The sequence below is a fragment of the Parviterribacter kavangonensis genome, from assembly GCF_056863335.1.
Window position 1 is genome coordinate 642802 of sequence record NZ_JBXPJA010000002.1, and the last position, 15398, is coordinate 658199.

Genomic DNA, 15398 nt, shown 5'->3' on the forward strand with positions numbered 1-15398 from the left:
GCTTCTCTCAGCGCTTGCGCCGGTACACCTTCTCAGGTGCATCCAGGACCTCGTAGCGGTCCTCATGGCTTGCAACGACCGACTCCTTGTGCCCGAGCGCGAGCACGCCGAACCGGGCGAGGCTGTCGAGGAACAGGTCGTGGACGCGCTCCTGCAACGGCCTGCCGAAGTAGATCAGCACGTTGCGGCAGATGATGAGCTGGAACTCGTTGAAGGAGCTGTCCTGCGCGAGGTTGTGCTGGGCGAAGACGGCGCCCTCGATGAGCGACCGCGAGAACACCGCCCGGTCGCCCTGCACCGCGTAGTACTGCGAGAAGTCGCCGAGGCCGCCGGCGCGCTGGTAGTTCTCGGTGTAGCGGCGCATGCGCTCGACCGGGAACGCGCCGCGGCGGGCGCGCGCCAGCACGTCGTCGTTCATGTCCGTCGCGTAGATCCGCGAGCGGTCGAGCAGCCCCTCCTCCGCCAGCACGATCGCCAGCGAGAACGTCTCCTCGCCCGTCGAGCAGCCGGCGTTCCAGATGCGCACGTAGGGGTACGTGCGCAGGATCGGCACGATCTGCGCCCGCAGCACCCGGAAGAACCCGGGGTCGCGGAACATCTCGGTGACGTTGATCGAGAGGTCGCGCAGCAGGCGCTCCATCACGTTGGGGTCGTGAAGGACGCGCTCCTGCAGCCCCGACAGCGTCCGGACCCCCTCCTCGTGCGCGCGCCGCCACAGTCGCCGGCGCAGCGACGCCCGCGCGTAGCCGCGGAAGTCGTAGGCGTACCGGCGGTAGACGGCCTCGAGCAGCAGCTCGACCTCGATCCGCTCGGGATCCTCCTCGGTGACGAGGGGAACGGGAGGGGGGCCTACCGGTACAGCCACACGCGCATGAGCGAGAGGAGCTGCTCGACGTCGACGGGCTTGGTGATGTAGTCCGACGCGCCCGACTGGATGCTCTTCTCGCGGTCGCCCTTCATGGCCTTGGCGGTGAGGGCGATGATCGGCAGCCCTTCGAACTGCGGCATCTGCCGGATCGCCCGGGTCGTCTCGTACCCGTCCATCTCGGGCATCATCACGTCCATCAGGACGAGGTCGACCTCGGGGTCGGCCTCGAGCTGCTGGATGCCGTCGCGCCCGTTCTCCGCGAAGCGCACGGTCATGCCCCGCGCCTCGAGCGCGGAGGTCAGCGCGAAGACGTTGCGCACGTCGTCGTCGATGATCATCACCGTCCGGCTCTGCAGCACGGAGTCGGCCTGGTGCATGCCCTCGAGCGTCCGCCGGTCCTCCTCGCGCAGCGAGGACTCCGGCCGGTGCAGGAACAGCGCCGTCTCGGCCAGCAGCCGCTCGGGCGAGCCCGCGTCCTTGACGATGATCGACTCCGCGAAGCGGGCGAGCCGCGTCTCCTCGCGGCGGGTCAGCGCCTTGCCGGTGTGGATGATCACGGGCACGTCGCGGTGGCGCTCGTCGCCCTTGAGGCGCTCGAGCAGCGTGAACCCGGACGCGCTGCCCTTGCCGCCGCCGAGCTTGAGGTCGAGCACGATGCAGTCGAAGCGCCGGCCCTCGAGCTCGGTCGCGGCCTCGTCGGCGGAGCTCGCCGTCGTGACCTCGACGCCCTCGCCGCCGACCAGCTCGGCGATGGCGTCCCGCTCGGTCTCGTCGTCCTCGACGATCAGCGCGTGGCGGACCGGGCGGTCGATGAACGCCACGAGGTCCGCGAGCGCGGGGTCGAGCGTCGCGTCGAGGGCCGCCCGCTCGAGGTGCTGGGCGGCGCCGCAGCGCAGCGCGGTCTGGCGGCTCTCCGCGTCGCCGATCGCGACGACCGGCACGTGCCGCGTGCGCGGCTCCTGCTTGAGGCGCTCGAGCAGGCCCTTCTCGACGTCGAGGTCGAGCAGGATCGCGTCGGGCCCGTATTCCCGCGCGAGGCCCATGGCGGCCTGGCCGCCGGCGCCGATCAGGACCTTGAACCCGCTCGTGCGGGCGCGCTCGGCGATCTGCCCGCCCGCGTCCTCCGACGGCTCCACGATCAGCAGCACGCGGTCGCCCGGCGTGAGGTCCTCGCGGTCGTCGGCCGCCGCGGTCCGCGCCAGCTCCGGCTCGGCCGTGATGTCGAACGGCGTGGTCTCGAGCATCTCGCCGTCGCCGCCCGCCAGGACGGGCGGCGGCGCGAGGGTGGCCAGCGGCTGGTCCTCGAGCTCGTCGGGCACGATCTCGAGCGTCGGCGGCAGCAGCACCGTGAACGTGCTGCCCTCGCCCGGCGTCGACGTCACGTCGATCCGGCCGCCGAGCAGGTGGGCGATCTCGCGCGAGATCGTCAGGCCCAGGCCCGTGCCGCCGTACCGGCGGCTCGTCGTCCCGTCGGCCTGCTGGAACGCCTCGAAGATGAGGCGCAGCTTGTCCTGCGGGATGCCGATGCCGGTGTCGGTCACGGCGATGCAGACCGCGTACGGCGGATCGGCGGGCCGGATCTCCAGCGTGACGGAGCCCTCCTCGGTGAACTTGAACGCGTTCGAGAGGAGGTTGCGGAGGATCTGCTGGAGCCGCTGCTCGTCGGTGACGATCTGCGCCGGCACGTCGGGGGAGAGCTCGACCCCCAGCGTGAGGCCCTTCTGCTCGGCGACGTTGCGGAACGCGCGGTCGACGTAGTCGCGGACGTCCACGAGCGGCAGCGGCCCGGGGTGGGCCTCCATCTTGCCCGCCTCGACCTTGGACAGATCGAGGATGTCGGAGATGAGCGCCAGCAGGTCCGAGCCGGCCTGGTGGATCGTGCGCGCGAACTCGATCTGCTTGTCGGACAGGTTCTGCTCGGGGTTGTCCGCCAGCAGCTTCGACAGGATCAGCAGCGAGTTCAGCGGCGTGCGCAGCTCGTGGCTCATGTTCGCCAGGAACTCGCTCTTGTACTTCGAGGTCAGCGCCAACTCGCGCGCCTGCTCCTCGAGCGACTGGCGGGCCAGCTCGATCTCGCGGTTCTGCAGCTCGATGTCGCGGTTCTGCTGGCTGAGCAGCGCCGCCTTCTCCTGCAGCTCCTCGTTGGTCTGGCGCAGCTCCTCCTGCTGGGTCTGCAGGAGCTCCTCGGACGCCTTCAGCGACTGCGCCTGCTCCTCGAGCTCCGCGTTCGAGCGGCGCAGCTCCTCCTGCTGGGACTGCAGCTCCTCCGAGCGCTCCTGCAGCTCGCGCGTCAGCTCCTGGGACTGCTCGAGCAGCTGCTCCGTGCGCTGGTTGGCGATGATCGCGTTGAGCACGACGCCGAGCGTCTCGGCGAGCTGCTCGAGGAACGTCTGGTCGACGTCGGAGAACTCGTGCAGCGTGGCGAGCTCGATGACCGCCATGACCTGCTCCTCGAAGAGGACCGGCAGCACGATGATGTTCTGCGGCGACGCCTCGCCGAGGCCGCTCGTGACCTTCACGTAGTCCGCGGGGGCGTGCGTGATCATGATCGGCTTCGCCTCGAGCGCGGCCTGGCCGACGAGCGACTCGCCCATCGCGAAGCGGTTCGAGAGGTTCTTGCGCTGCTTGTAGCCGTACGACGCGATGAGCGAGAGCACGTGGTCCTCGCTCTCGGCCGCGTTCCCGTTCTCGCCGCCGTGCTGGGCGAGGAAGAACGCGCCGTGTTGCGCCGAGACGAGCGGCGTGACCTCGGACATGATCAGCCGCGAGACCTGGTTGAGGTCGCGCTGGCCCTGCATGAGGCCGGAGATGCGCGCGAGGTTCGAGTTGAGCCAGTCCTGCTCCGCGTTCCGCTGCGTGGTCGCGCGCAGGTTCTCGATCATCTGGTTGACGATGTCCTTCAGCTCGGCGACCTCGCCGGCGGCCTCGACCGTGATCTGACGGGTCAGGTCGCCCTGGGTCACGGCGGCGGACACGTCCTTGATCGCGCGGACCTGGGTCGTCAGGTTCCCCGCGAGCTGGTTCACCGACTCGGTCAGCGCGCGCCACGTGCCGCTGACGCCCTCGACCTGCGCCTGGCCGCCGAGCTGGCCCTCGGTGCCCACCTCCTGCGCCACGCGGGTGACCTCCGCCGCGAACGACGACAGCTGGTCGACCATCCGGTTGATGGTCTCGGCGAGCGCCGCGACCTCGCCGCGGGCCTCGACGGTGACCTTCTGCGAGAGGTCGCCGTTGGCGACCGCGGTCGTCACCTGCGCGATCTGGCGGACCTGCTCGGTCAGGTTCGACGCCATGCCGTTCACCGACTCGGTGAGGTCGCGCCACGTGCCGCTGACGCCCTTGACGTCCGCCTGGCCGCCGAGCACGCCCTCCGTGCCGACCTCCTTCGCGACGCGGGTGACCTCGTCCGCGAAGGACGACAGCTGGTCGACCATCCGGTTGATCGTGTCCGACAGCGCCGCGACCTCGCCGCGCGCCTCGACCGTGACCTTCTGGGTCAGGTCGCCGTCGGCCACCGCGGTCGTCACCTGCGCGATCTGGCGGACCTGGTCGGTCAGGTTCGACGCCATGCCGTTCACCGACTCCGTCAGGTCCTTCCAGGTGCCGCTGACGCCCTCGACCTCCGCCTGGCCGCCGAGCTTGCCCTCGGTGCCGACCTCGCGGGCGACGCGGGTGACCTCGCCGGCGAACGAACGCAGGCGGTCGACCATCGTGTTCAGCGTGTCGGCGAGCGCGGCGACCTCGCCGCGCGCCTCGACGGTGATCTTCCCGGACAGGTCGCCCTGGGCGACCGCGGTGGTCACCGCGGCGATCGAGCGCACCTGGTCCGTGAGGTTCGTCGCCATGCCGTTCACCGACTCGGTCAGCGCCTTCCACGTGCCCGAGACGTCCTGCACCTCGGCCTGGCCGCCGAGGCGGCCCTCCGTGCCCACCTCGCGCGCCACGCGCGTGACCTCGTCGGCGAACCGCGACAGGCGGTCGACCATGCGGTTGATGGTCTCGGCCAGCTCGGCGACCTCGCCGCGGGCCTCGACCGTGACCTTCTGCGACAGGTCGCCGTTGGCGACCGCGGTCGTCACGTTGGCGATCTGGCGGACCTGGTCGGTCAGGTTGGACGCCATGCCGTTCACCGACTCGGTGAGGTCGCGCCACGTTCCCGAGACGCCCTTGACGTCCGCCTGGCCGCCCAGGACGCCCTCCGTGCCCACCTCGCGGGCGACGCGGGTGACCTCGTCCGCGAAGGACGAGAGCTGGTCGACCATCGTGTTCATCGTCCGCTTGAGCTCGAGGATCTCCCCGCGCGCGTCGACGGTGATCTGCTGGCTGAGGTCGCCGTTCGCGACCGCGGTGGTGACCTGGGCGATGTTGCGGACCTGGTTCGTCAGGTTGGTCGCCATGCCGTTCACCGAGTCGGTGAGGTCGCGCCACGTGCCCGCGGCGCCGGGCACGTCGGCCTGGCCGCCGAGGACGCCCTCGGTGCCCACCTCGCGCGCCACCGTGGTGACCTGCTCGGCGAAGGTCCGCAGCGTCTCGACCATCGCGTTGATCGTGTCGGCGAGCGCGGCGACCTCGCCCTTGGCCTCGACCGTGACCTTCTGGGAGAGGTCTCCGTTCGCGACTGCAGTCGTGACGACCGCGATCTGACGCACCTGGTCGGTCAGGTTCGTCGCCATCGAGTTGACCGAGTCGGTCAGGTCCTTCCACGTGCCCGCGGCGCCCGGCACGTCGGCCTGGCCGCCGAGGACGCCCTCGGTGCCCACCTCGCGCGCCACGCCGGTCACCTGGTCAGCGAACGTCCGCAGCGTCTCGGTCATCGAGTTGATCGTGTCGGCGAGCGCCGCGACCTCGCCGCGGGCCTCGACGGTGACCTTCTGGCCGAGGTCGCCGTTCGCGACCGCGGTCGTCACGTTGGCGATCTGGCGCACCTGATCGGTCAGGTTGGACGCCATGCCGTTCACCGACTCGGTCAGGTCGCGCCATGTCCCGGACACGCCCTTCACCTCGGCCTGGCCGCCGAGGACGCCCTCGGTACCGACCTCGCGCGCCACGCGGGTGACCTCGTCCGCGAAGGACGAGAGCTGGTCGACCATCGTGTTGATGGTGTTCTTGAGCTCGAGGATCTCGCCGCGCGCGTCGACGGTGATCTTCTGGCTCAGGTCGCCGGTCGCGACCGCGGTCGTCACCTGGGCGATCTGGCGGACCTGGGTCGTCAGGTTCGTCGCCATGGAGTTCACCGAGTCGGTGAGGTCCTTCCAGGTGCCGCTGACGCCCTTGACCTTCGCCTGGCCGCCGAGCTGGCCCTCGGTGCCGACCTCGCGGGCCACGCGGGTGACCTCGTCGGCGAACGACGAGAGCTGGTCGACCATCGTGTTCACCGTGGTGCCGATGCGGGCGAACTCGCCCTTGACCGGCTGGCCCTCGATGGTCATGGCCATCTTGCGGTTCAGGTCGCCGCGCGCGACCGCCTCCATCACGAGCGCGACCTCGGTGGACGGGCGGATGAGGTCGTCGATGAGCGAGTTGACCGACTCGATCGTCGTCGCCCAGCCGCCCTCGACGTTGCCGAGCGATGCGCGCTCGGTCATGCGGCCCTCGCGGCCGACGACGCGCCCGACGCGGTCGAGCTCGCGGGTGAGCGCTGCGTTGCGCTCGAGCAGACCGTTCAGCGCCCGCTGCAGGTCGCCGACGATGTCGCCGCGCCGTGCGCGCAGGCGCAGGGTGAAGTCGCCGTCCTGGGCGCGCTGCAGCGCGACGAGCAGCTCCTCCAGGGCCTTCTCGTCGACCTTGCCGTTCGCCGTTCCGTCGCCGCTGCCGTTGGCGGCGGTCGTACCGGTCCGGCGCTTCCCGCCGGCGCCCGTGCCGCGCGTTGTTGCCACCGTGCCCTCCAGATCCCTCTCGACTGCGATTGCCGCAGGCTACTCCTGCTCCCGCTCCCGAAGGCGGTTCGTCGACACGGACTAGGCTCCTGCTCATGGCGACGGAGGAGAGGTCGCGCCCGCGCGAGCGCAAGTCGAAGTTCACGACGCTGTCGGGGGAGCCGATCGAGGCTCTGTACGGCCCCGAGCACCTGCCGCCGTTCGAGACGATCGGGCGGCCCGGCGAGTACCCGTTCACCCGCGGCGTGTACGAGAACATGTACCGGGGCCGAATGTGGACGATGCGGCAGTTCGCCGGCTTCGGCACCGCCGAGGAGACGAACGAGCGCTTCCGCTACCTCGTCGACCACGGGCAGACCGGCCTGTCGACGGCGTTCGACATGCCGTCGCTGATGGGCCACGACTCCGACCACCCGCGCTCGCTGGGCGAGGTGGGCCGCGAGGGCGTCGCCGTCGACACGGTCGACGACATGGAGACGCTCTTCTCCGGGATCGACCTCGGCGAGGTCACCGTCTCCATGACGATCAACGCGCCGGCGGCGATCATGCTCGCCTTCTACGTCGTCGCCGCGGAGGAGAAGGGCATCCCGGCGACGGCGCTGGGCGGGACGATCCAGACGGACATCCTCAAGGAGTACATCGCCCAGAAGGAGTGGTGCTTCCCCATCGACCCGGCCATGCGGCTCGTGGGGGACATGGTCGAGTGGTGCTCGACCGACATGCCGCGCTGGCATCCGATCTCGATCTCCGGCTACCACATCCGCGAGGCGGGGGCGACCGCCGCGCAGGAGCTCGCGTTCACGCTGAAGAACGGGTTCACGTACGTCGAGGAGGCGGTCGAGCGCGGCCTCGACGTCGACGACTTCGCGCCGCGCCTGTCGTTCTTCTTCAACGCGCAGATCGACTTCTTCGAGGAGATCGCGAAGTACCGCGCCGCGCGCCGCATCTGGGCGCGCGAGCTGCGCGAGACGTTCGGCGCGAAGAACCCGCGCTCGTGGCTCATGCGCTTCCACACGCAAACCGCGGGCGTGTCGCTGACGGCGCAGCAGCCGCTCAACAACATCATCCGCACGACCATCGAGGCGCTCGCCGGCGTGCTCGGCGGCACGCAGTCGTTGCACACCAACTCCTACGACGAGGCGCTCGCGCTGCCGACCGAGGAGGCGGTGCGGATCGCGCTGCGCACGCAGCAGATCATCGCAGAGGAGAGCGGCGTGGCGAACACCGCCGACCCGCTCGGCGGCTCGTACTTCGTCGAGGCGCTGACCGACCGCATGGAGGAGCAGGCGTACGCCTACTTCGCCAAGATCGACGAGCTCGGCGGGATGGTCGAGGCGGTCAAGCAGAACTACCCCCAGCGGGAGATCGCCGACGCCTCGTACGAGCTGCAGTGCGAGATCGACGACGGCGAGCGGATCGTGGTCGGCGTCAACAAGCACGTCCACGCCGATGAGACGCCGCTGCCGATCCTGAAGATCGATCCGACGCTCGAGCGCAAGCAGATCGACCGCGTGCAGGCCGTGCGGGCCAAGCGCGACGGCGCCGCGGTCGAGGAGGCCCTCAACCAGGTCAAGGCCGCGGCCGATGCAGGACGCAACCTGATGCCGGTCCTCCTCGACGCCGCGCGTGTTCATGCGAGCGAAGGGGAGATCGTCGACGCGCTCCAGACCGTCTGGGGCGCCTACACCGAGACGCCGGTCTTCTGACACACCCCAACAGCCCTCCACAGGAGTCCATCCCCGTGCGCAAGCTCATCCTCCTCGCCGCCGCCCTCGCCGCGATCGCCGTCTTCGCGATCCCCGCCTTCGGCGCGACCAAGACCGTCAAGGTCGGCGACAACTTCTTCAAGCCGAAGACGCTGACCGTCAACAGCGGCACGATCGTCAAGTGGAGCTGGACGGGCCGCGCTCCCCACAACGTCACCGTCACGAAGGGCCGCGAGAAGTTCCGCTCGGGCACGAAGACGAGCGGCACCTACCGCCACAAGATGCGCCGGGGCGGCACCTACAAGATCGTCTGCACGATCCACCCCGGCATGGAGATGACCCTCAAGGTCCGGTAGGCCGGCGGCGCTTCTCCCACGGCGCTTTCGTACACTTCCGCGCGCTCCGGTCCGACCTGACGGCCGGGGCGCGCGTCGATGTCACAGAACCCCACTGCCACCAAGATCCGCGTCGTCGTGGCCAAGCCCGGCTTGGACGGTCACGACCGCGGCGCGAAGATCATCGCTCGCGCTCTGCGCGATGCGGGCATGGAGGTCATCTACACCGGGCTGCATCAGACGCCGGAGCAGATCGTCGAGACGGTCCTGCAGGAGGACGCCGACGCGGTCGGCCTCTCCATCCTCTCCGGCGCGCACATGACGCTCGTCCCCCGCGTCGTCGAGCTCCTGCGCGAGCAGGAGGCCGAGGACGTGGTCGTCACCGTCGGGGGGACGATCCCGGCCGACGACATCCCGGAGCTGAAGAAGCTGGGCGTCGCGGAGGTGTTCACCCCTGGTGCGCCGACGCAGGACATCGTCGACTTCATCCGCAGTTCCGTGGCCTCGAGCCACGCTTGAAGTTCGGACTGACTCGCGAGTCAATCGCCGAGTACAGTCTCGAACGCACGTTTGCCGTCAAGGAGGCTGAAAGTGAAGATCTGCGTCCTGGTGAAGGAGGTCCCGGACGCCGCCGTCGAGAAGCGGATCAACCCGCAGACGGGGCGTCTGGACCGCTCCGGGGAGAAGAACCTCAACCCGTACGACACGCACGCGATCGAGGCTGCCATGCAGCTGAAAGAGGGCGGGAACGTCCAGGTCGACGAGATCGTCGCGGTGACGATGGGGCCGGAGAGCGCCACGCGCGCGCTCCACAAGGCCGTCTCCCTCGGCGCCGACCGCTCGATCCAGCTGACCGACGACGCCCTGGCGGGCTCGGACGTCGCCGCGACCGGCTACGCGCTGGCGCAGATCCTCGCGAAGGAGTCGCCGGACCTGGTCCTGCTGGGCCAGCAGTCCGATGACGGCGAGTGCTACACGATCGGCGCCGTCGTGGCCGACCACCTGCAGATGCCGTCGCTGACGCAGGTCATCAAGATGGACGCGTCCGACTCGTCGCTGCGCTGCGAGCGCCAGGCCGAGTACGGCTACGACACCGTCGAGGTCGACCTCCCCGCCGTCATCTCCGTCGGCGACGCGATCAACGAGCCGCGCTACCCCTCGCTCAAGGCGATCATGGGCGCGAAGAAGAAGCCGCTCGAGAAGGTCGGCGCGGGCGACGCGGGCATCGACACCTCGAAGGTCGGCGCCGACGGCTCGCAGGTCGACTGCGGCTCGTTCAAGGCGCCGCCGAGCAAGGCCGCGGGCCAGATCATCGAGGACGAGGACACCAACGAGACGGTCGAGAAGATCATCGCCTGGCTCGACGAGAGGAAGCTGATCTAGATGGCAGGGATCCTGGTCTACGCGCTGCACTACGAGGGCGCGTTCAACAAGAACTCGCTCGGTGCGGTCACCGAGGCCGGCAAGCTCGCCGGTGAGCTCGGGACCGAGGCCCACGTCGTCGTCGTCGGCGAGAAGAGCGGCCTCTCGGACGACCTCTGCGCCTCGCTCGGCGCGTACGGCGCGTCGAAGGTCTTCCGCGTCGAGGGCCCCGAGGGCCTCGCGCAGCCGGTGATCGACGCGATGGCGAAGATCATGACCGACGAGGGGCACGACTACGCGCTCTTCGGCGGCGGCCTGCTCGGCTTCGAGATCGGCGCCGGCCTCGCCGCGCGCCTCGGCGCCGGCGTGACCATGGAGGTCACCGCCGTCTCCGTCGAGGGCGGCAAGCTCGTCGCCGAGCGCCCGATCCTGGGCGACTCGTCGATCTCCGAGTCCCGCTACAAGGGCAAGGGCATCATCATCGGCCGCCTGAACGCGTTCGAGGCGTCGCAGGGCTCCGGCACCGCCGAGGTCGTCGACACCGCGGTCGAGTTCTCGCCGTGGTCGACGAAGGCCCGCATGGTCCAGCGCGGCGAGCAGCGCGGCGCGGACGTCGACATCGAGGGTGCGGACATCCTCGTGGCCGGCGGTCGCGGCCTCGGCAAGGCCGAGGGCTTCGAGCAGCTCGAGACGCTCGCCGGCGCGTTCGGCGGCAACAGCGCCGTCGCCGCCACCCGCGCGGTGGTCGACGCCGGCTGGTACCCGTACGCCGCCCAGATCGGCCAGACCGGCAAGACGGTCGCGCCGAAGCTCTACCTGGCCGCCGGCATCTCCGGCGCGATCCAGCACAAGGTCGGCATGCAGTCCTCGGAGAACATCGTCGCGATCAACAAGGACGCGAACGCCCCGATCTTCGAGTTCAGCGACCTCGGCATCGTGGGCGACCTGAACAAGATCGTGCCGAAGCTCATCGACGCGGTGAAGGCGAAGAAGGGCGGCTGATCGAATGGCGGGCCGGAACGGTCGGTACCCCACGGCGCCGGCGGCGTACCCGCCGCCGGTGAACTCGCCCGACGAGTTCATCAAGCGGGGGCTCGACGACGAGGACGAGATCATCGAGGTCGGCATCGCCATCGTCGGCGGTGGCACGGCCGGTCTGGCCTGCGCCAACCGCCTGCTGCAGCTCCTGGGCGACGACCCCGATCTGATGGAGCGCCTGGGCGAGGTCCCGGTCGCGGTCATCGAGAAGGCGAAGGTCTGCGGCGGGCACAACCTGTCCGGCGCGGTCATCCGCCCGGGGCCGCTGCAGGAGCTCTTCCCGGACCTGACCCGGGAGGACTGGCGCAAGGAGGGCTTCGCCTTCGGCGAGGTCACGAAGGAGGCGGTCTACCTCACGCCGACGGCGAAGACGTCGCTGCGGATCCCGCCGCCGCCGCCGTTCAAGAACCACGGCAACGAGGTCATCTCGGTCTCCGCGCTGGCTCGCTACCAGCAGCAGCAGGCCGAGGAGGGCGGCGCGTACATCCTCACGGAGACGTCCGCGACGCAGCTCATCGTCGAGGAGGGTCGCGTCGTCGGCGTCCGCTCCGGCGACAAGGGCCGCGGCAAGGACGGCGAGCCGCTCGGCAACTTCGAGCCCGGGACCGACATCAAGGCGCAGGCCGTCGTGCTGGCCGAGGGCTGCTGGGGCTCGCTGACCGGCGCCGCGATCCGCGAGTTCGACCTCGCCGAGGGGCGCGAGCCCCAGGTGTGGGAGCTCGGGGTCAAGGAGCTGTGGAAGGTCCCCAAGCCGCTCGACCGGCTCATCCACACGATGGGCCCGTGGCCGCTCTCGCTGTCGGCGAAGAACGGCCAGGTCGGCGGCACGTGGCTCTACCCGATGAAGAACGAGAAGACGGGGGAGGACCTCGTCTCGATCGGCTTCGTCGTCGAGCTCGACTACAAGGACGCCACGACGTCGGCGCACGACCTGCTCCAGACGTTCAAGACCCACAAGCTGGTCCGCAAGATCCTCGAGGGCGGCGAGCGCGTCGGCTGGGGTGCGAAGGCGCTCCCGGGCGGCGGCTACTGGTCGATGCCGAAGGTGTCGATGCCGGGCGCCGTGCTCGTCGGCGACGCGGCCGGCATGGTCGACACGATGGCGCTCAAGGGCGTGCACCACTGCATCAAGTCGGGCATGCTCGCGGCCGAGTCGATCTACTCGGCGATCAAGCGGGGCGAGCAGTCGTTCGACAGCTACGCCCGCGCGATCGAGGAGTCGTCGGTCGGCAAGGAGCTCTACGAGGTCCGCAACGCGCGCCAGCCGCTGCAGAAGGGCCTGATCAAGGGCGGCCCGCTGTCCGGCATCGCGCAGATCACGAAGGGCAAGCTGCCGCCCGGCCGTCTCGAGTGGCACCGCAACGACAGCCTCCCGATGTTCGTCGGGAACACGAAGAAGCGGTACGTCAAGCCCGACGGCAAGTACACGTTCGACAAGCTCTCGAGCGTCTTCATCAGCGGCAACCAGACGCGCGACGACGCGCCGAACCACATCCGCGTGCAGAAGCGCGTCCCGCGCGAGGTCGCGGAGACGTGGGTCTGGATGTGCCCGGCCGGCGTGTACGAGATCCCGGACGACGCGCCCGAGCAGGGCGAGGTCGACGTGATCGTCAACTACACGAACTGCGTGCAGTGCGGCGCGATCACCGCGAAGGGCGGTCGCCTGACGACCCCCGAGGGCGGAGACGGGCCGCTCTACCAGCTGACCTAGTCGCACCAGCGACCGCCGCTCTTCGCGGCGGGCGGCGCGGGGTCCTCGGGACCTCATTGCGCAACTTCACGGGGTGTGGTCCTGTTCGGTGACGAGCATGGGCCGCACCCCGTTGATCTTCCTGGCGCTCTTCCTCGCCCTCGCCGCGCCGGCGCTGGCCGAGGACCCGCCGCCGCTCGCGGCGACGCTCGCCGGCTGCAACGCGGGGCCGAAGCCGTCCCAGCGCTTCGCCGTGTTCGTCGGGTCGATGCCGGCGCGCGCGGGGACGGCACGGATGTCGATGCGGTTCGACCTGCTGGAGCGCCGCCAGCGGGGCACGCGCGGGTGGCGGGTCGTCCACGCGCCGCGCTTCGGCCGCTGGCAGCGCAGCAAGCTGGGCAAGTCCGGCTTCATCTACACCAAGCGCGTCGAGGGACTGCGGCAGGCGGCGGAGTACCAGGCGGTCGTGAAGTTCCGCTGGTGGGACGCCTCCGGCAAGCTGCAGGGCGAGCAGCGGCGGCGGACCGCCAGCTGCGTCCAGCCCGACCAGCGGCCGGACCTGCGCGTCGAGACGCTCACCGTGTCGCCGGCGCCCGGCGGCGACGCCCGCTACGCGGTCACGATCGTCAACGACGGCCTGACGGCGGCGGGCCCGTTCAGCGTCGGGTTCACCACGCCGGGGCGCGACGTCGTCCGCGCGGTGGCCGGCCTGGCGGCGGGCGAGCGGACGACGGTCGAGATCACCGCACCGGCGTGCGCGCTCGGTGACCGGCTGGAGGTGCACGTCGACGTCAAGGGCGAGGTGAAGGAGTCCGACGAGCGCGACAACGGGTCGGTCCGGCTGTGCTCCGAGGCTTCAGGAAGCGCTGGATAGGGCCGATAGACTCGATAGGCATGAAGACCGGAATCCACCCCGACTACGTCGAGTCCCGCGTGACCTGCACCTGCGGGAACACCTTCGTCACCCGGTCGACCGAGCCCGAGATCCACGTCGAGATCTGCTCCAACTGCCACCCGTTCTACACCGGCCGGCAGAAGATGGTCGACACGGGCGGCCGCATCGACCGGTTCAAGCGCCGCGCGGCCAAGCGCCAGGCGAAGTAGCCCTCACCCTCCGCACCATGGCCACCGAGCAGTCCGAGCGACTGGCCGACGGGACCCTCGTCGCCCAGAAGGACGCACCGATCGGTGGTCAGGCGGTGCTGGAGGGCGTGATGATGCGCGGCGTCTCCACGTGGGCCGTCGCCGTCCGCAAGCCGAACGCCGAGGGCGCCGACGAGGTGCCCGAGGCGGATCGGCCGATCGCCGTCGAGTCGTTCCCGCTCGTGTCGGTGCTCAAGAAGCACCGCTACCTGCGCCTGCCCGTCATCCGCGGCATGGTCGCGCTGTGGGAGTCGCTCGCGATCGGCTTCCGCGCGCTCGGCATCGCCGCGAACGCGCAGATGCCCGACGAGGAGGAGCAGATCTCCTCGAAGGCGTGGACCGGCACGATCATCTTCGCGCTGACGCTGTCCGTCGGCCTCTTCTTCCTGCTCCCCGCGACGCTCGCGAAGCTCTCGCCCGCCAAGGACGACAGCGGCGTCGTGTTCGTCGTCGTCGAGAAGCTCATCCGCATCTCGATCTTCCTCGCCTACCTGTGGCTGATCTCGCGGATGAAGGACCTCCAGCGGGTCTTCCAGTACCACGGGGCCGAGCACAAGACGATCTCCTGCTACGAGGCCGGCCTCGAGCTGACGCCCGCGAACGCGCAGCGCTTCTCGCGCCTGCATCCGCGCTGCGGGACGAGCTTCCTGCTCATCGTCATGATCGTCGCGATCGTCGTCTTCGCGCCGTTCGGCCAGCTGCCGTGGCACTGGCTGTTCATCTCGCGCGTCATCGGCATCCCGATCGTCGCGGGCCTTGCCTTCGAGGCGATCAAGTGGTTCGGCAAGAACCGCGCGAAGCGCTGGGCGCGGATCCTCATGTGGCCCGGTCTGCAGCTGCAGCGCCTCACCACCCGGGAGCCGTCGCTGGACCAGCTCGCCGTGGCGATCGCCGCGCTCGAGGCCGTGCTCGCCGTCGAGACGCCGGAGTCGATCTCCGAGGCCGACAAGATCGGCATCGAGGTCGCCGCCTGACGTAGGCTCAGCGGCGTGCCCATCGCGCCGCGCGAGTTCCTCCAGCAGCTGAACGCCGAGGAGCGCGCCGCGCTGCGCGCGGTCGGCACGGTGCAGCGCCGCGAGGACGGCGACGTGCTGCTCGAGGCCGGCGAGGTCGACGACTGCGTCCTGGTCGTGCTCGCGGGCGCCGTGAAGGTCAGCCGCCACGGCACCGACATCGGGCGCGGCGGGCCGGGCTCGCTCGTCGGCGAGATGTCGGTCGTCGATCACGTCCCGCGCTCGGCGACGGTGACCGCCGAAGGCGACGTCGAGGTGCTGACGGTGCCGGCCAACCAGTTCCGCTCGTACCTCGGGCGCACGCCGCGCGCGGCGCTCGCGGTGATCGAGCAGCTCGGCCGCCGGCTGCGCGACGCCGAGCGCTGAG

General features: G+C 70.2%; 12 protein-coding genes. 10 read left to right on the top strand and 2 right to left on the bottom strand.

What is annotated here, in order from left to right; genetic code table 11:
* Positions 1–7: 7 nt before the first annotated feature.
* Positions 8–865, bottom strand: coding sequence for a CheR family methyltransferase (locus tag AC1UE4_RS18905; protein WP_482918858.1), 858 nt, complete (start codon positions 863–865; stop codon positions 8–10).
* Positions 850–6744: a HAMP domain-containing protein gene (locus AC1UE4_RS18910; protein ID WP_482918859.1), complete on the bottom strand. Its 5895-nt coding sequence runs from the start codon at positions 6742–6744 to the stop codon at positions 850–852. The genes AC1UE4_RS18905 and AC1UE4_RS18910 overlap by 16 nt, the downstream gene beginning before the upstream one ends.
* A gap of 95 nt (positions 6745–6839) precedes the next feature.
* On the opposite strand from AC1UE4_RS18910, the gene AC1UE4_RS18915 reads away from it, so the two are divergent.
* From AC1UE4_RS18915 to AC1UE4_RS18960, 10 genes are all read left to right on the top strand, one after another.
* Positions 6840–8450 carry an acyl-CoA mutase large subunit family protein gene (locus AC1UE4_RS18915; RefSeq protein WP_482918860.1) on the top strand — a complete coding sequence of 537 codons (1611 nt, stop codon included), beginning with the start codon at positions 6840–6842 and terminating at the stop codon, positions 8448–8450.
* Positions 8451–8485: 35 nt separating this feature from the next.
* Complete coding sequence (locus tag AC1UE4_RS18920) at positions 8486–8806, top strand: cupredoxin domain-containing protein (protein WP_482918861.1); 321 nt, start codon at positions 8486–8488, stop codon at positions 8804–8806.
* Positions 8807–8884: 78 nt separating this feature from the next.
* Positions 8885–9304 (top strand): coenzyme B12-dependent isobutyryl CoA mutase small subunit, encoded by a 420-nt coding sequence (gene icmB / locus AC1UE4_RS18925; protein WP_482918862.1) that lies wholly within the window; start codon positions 8885–8887, stop codon positions 9302–9304.
* A gap of 72 nt (positions 9305–9376) precedes the next feature.
* Positions 9377–10168, top strand: coding sequence for an electron transfer flavoprotein subunit beta/FixA family protein (locus AC1UE4_RS18930; RefSeq protein ID WP_482918863.1), 792 nt, complete (start codon positions 9377–9379; stop codon positions 10166–10168).
* The gene (locus AC1UE4_RS18935) at positions 10169–11149 is read left to right on the top strand and encodes an electron transfer flavoprotein subunit alpha/FixB family protein (RefSeq protein WP_482918864.1); all 981 of its coding nucleotides are present in this window, start codon (positions 10169–10171) and stop codon (positions 11147–11149) included.
* Positions 11150–11207: 58 nt separating this feature from the next.
* The gene (locus tag AC1UE4_RS18940) at positions 11208–12896 is read left to right on the top strand and encodes an electron transfer flavoprotein-ubiquinone oxidoreductase (protein WP_482918865.1); all 1689 of its coding nucleotides are present in this window, start codon (positions 11208–11210) and stop codon (positions 12894–12896) included.
* Between the two features lie 97 nt (positions 12897–12993).
* On the top strand, positions 12994–13749 hold the full coding sequence (locus tag AC1UE4_RS18945) for a CARDB domain-containing protein (RefSeq protein WP_482918866.1): 756 nt from the start codon (positions 12994–12996) through the stop codon (positions 13747–13749).
* 20 nt (positions 13750–13769) lie between these two features.
* Positions 13770–13979, top strand: a complete 210-nt coding sequence (gene rpmE, locus AC1UE4_RS18950; RefSeq protein ID WP_482918867.1) for a 50S ribosomal protein L31 — start codon at positions 13770–13772, stop codon at positions 13977–13979.
* Positions 13980–13996: 17 nt separating this feature from the next.
* The gene (locus AC1UE4_RS18955) at positions 13997–14992 is read left to right on the top strand and encodes a DUF1385 domain-containing protein (RefSeq protein WP_482918868.1); all 996 of its coding nucleotides are present in this window, start codon (positions 13997–13999) and stop codon (positions 14990–14992) included.
* A 15-nt stretch (positions 14993–15007) separates the two neighbouring features.
* Positions 15008–15397 carry a Crp/Fnr family transcriptional regulator gene (locus tag AC1UE4_RS18960; protein ID WP_482918869.1) on the top strand — a complete coding sequence of 130 codons (390 nt, stop codon included), beginning with the start codon at positions 15008–15010 and terminating at the stop codon, positions 15395–15397.
* Position 15398 lies beyond the last annotated feature (1 nt).

Coding starts and splice junctions, on each gene's coding strand:
- AC1UE4_RS18915 (WP_482918860.1), top strand. CDS start 6,840: ATGGCGACGGAGGAGAGGTCGCGCCCGCGCGAGCGCAAGTCGAAGTTC.
- icmB (WP_482918862.1), top strand. CDS start 8,885: ATGTCACAGAACCCCACTGCCACCAAGATCCGCGTCGTCGTGGCCAAG.
- AC1UE4_RS18935 (WP_482918864.1), top strand. CDS start 10,169: ATGGCAGGGATCCTGGTCTACGCGCTGCACTACGAGGGCGCGTTCAAC.
- AC1UE4_RS18945 (WP_482918866.1), top strand. CDS start 12,994: ATGGGCCGCACCCCGTTGATCTTCCTGGCGCTCTTCCTCGCCCTCGCC.
- rpmE (WP_482918867.1), top strand. CDS start 13,770: ATGAAGACCGGAATCCACCCCGACTACGTCGAGTCCCGCGTGACCTGC.
- AC1UE4_RS18955 (WP_482918868.1), top strand. CDS start 13,997: ATGGCCACCGAGCAGTCCGAGCGACTGGCCGACGGGACCCTCGTCGCC.